This is a genomic window from Stenotrophomonas sp. NPDC077659, assembly GCF_050268705.1.
Lineage (GTDB): Bacteria > Pseudomonadota > Gammaproteobacteria > Xanthomonadales > Xanthomonadaceae > Stenotrophomonas.
Genome location: NZ_JBNNHG010000293.1, coordinates 1 through 1,314 on the forward strand (window position 1 = coordinate 1; position 1,314 = coordinate 1,314).

A 1,314-nucleotide genomic window follows, 5' to 3' on the forward strand; every position below is an offset into this window, starting at 1 on the left:
GTCGTAACAGCTCGGGCCAGACTTCGGACTTCAAGCAGGATTATGTTGGAAGCGGTGATAAAGATAAGGTAAATGGGCAGCGGAGGAATGGCGTATGATGATCATGATGCGAATTCTGGCGCTATCGAGCCTGTGTGTATCGGCTTGCGCGTTCGCCCAACAGCCAGGGAGTGCTGAGTACAACTCAGTCTACCTTCCGGCACATGGTGTGGGTGACACTGTGCGCCAGGGTGTTAGGTGGGGTGCTCTTGCAAGAGGTTCAAATTTGACACTTGGGTGGTCGGTTGGCTCTGCCACAGAGGAGCAAGCGGTAGCTCTTGCCACGCAAGATTGCACTGCGCGCGGCGGTCTTGACTGTGAAAGGCTACAGACCTTCTCCAATGTGTGCGCTGCCGTTGCTGTTGGACCCGAGAATCGCCGCTACGTCGGGGATACGAAGTCGCTCTCTCGAGTCCGCAAACAAGCGCTAAAGGATTGTGGTTCGCCCGAGTGCAAGATTCTTTTCGAGGGCTGTGCGCTTCCGTAGGTCCCTGAGTATTTGAGATCACTTCGGCAGAACATAGCTCTCTGCTGATAGTCTTGAGGTCCGTACCGTGGTCCTAACAGCAAGGGCCAGTCTCGGACTTCACGCAGAATTATGTGGATTGGCCGCGGCCAAGCCATAAGAAAATAGTGCATGCTCACTCTAATCCGACGCTTGGTGGTGCTGAGCGTTATGATCCTCCCGTAGCGGTTGGTTAGCAGCCTGGGGCAGTTGAATACAATAGTGTTTATGTGCCCGGGCACGGCGTGGGGGATTCCCAGCGTCAATCTTTGAATCGTTGGGGCGCTCGGGCAAAGGGTGATGGGGCATGCTTGGACGGACTTTCGAGGGAAAAAGCGAGCGTGAAGCCCGTAAGCTGGCGGTTGAGGACTGCAGCATTCGTGGCTTCCGCAACTACAAGGTATCCAGAACCTTTGTAAATGAGTGTGCTGCGGTTGCTCGTGGTCCTGTTCGTAATCGCTACGCGATATCTGCCGAAGGTGTGCGATCTGTAAGTCGTTTGGCACTTAAAACTTGTGGCTCGAAATGCGAGATTGTCTTCGCAGGCTGCGCCCTTCGCTAGGGGCGGGCCGCTAAGGGTGTTTTGACATTGAGTGGCAGGGCGCCGTCTCGCCTAGCCAGCGGCGCAGTCGCTGCTTCCAGCTGCTACCTCAAGTCGACTGCCCTCTGAAGAGACGGTGTTGGACTGCTGTCGGTGCTGATGGTCATGGCACCTCCGATGGCGGCCATGTTCTTCAACGGCACGCTGGGCCAGTTCGTGGCGAACTCGA

The 1,314-nt window shown here is 56.0% G+C and carries 2 protein-coding genes; both read left to right on the forward strand.

All coding sequences use genetic code 11. The features are described 5' to 3' along the window. Positions 1-106: 106 nt before the first annotated feature. Positions 107-526 (forward strand): DUF4189 domain-containing protein, encoded by a 420-nt coding sequence (locus ACQKDV_RS19560; RefSeq protein ID WP_427785880.1) that lies wholly within the window; start codon positions 107-109, stop codon positions 524-526. A gap of 325 nt (positions 527-851) precedes the next feature. Beyond that, positions 852-1,106: a DUF4189 domain-containing protein gene (locus tag ACQKDV_RS19565; RefSeq protein ID WP_427785879.1), complete on the forward strand. Its 255-nt coding sequence runs from the start codon at positions 852-854 to the stop codon at positions 1,104-1,106. The last annotated feature ends 208 nt before the right edge of the window (positions 1,107-1,314 follow it).

Bases quoted from the DNA above. Each gene is read 5' to 3' on its own strand.
- ACQKDV_RS19560 (WP_427785880.1), top strand. From the start codon at position 107: ATGCGAATTCTGGCGCTATCGAGCCTGTGTGTATCGGCTTGCGCGTTC.
- ACQKDV_RS19565 (WP_427785879.1), top strand. From the start codon at position 852: ATGCTTGGACGGACTTTCGAGGGAAAAAGCGAGCGTGAAGCCCGTAAG.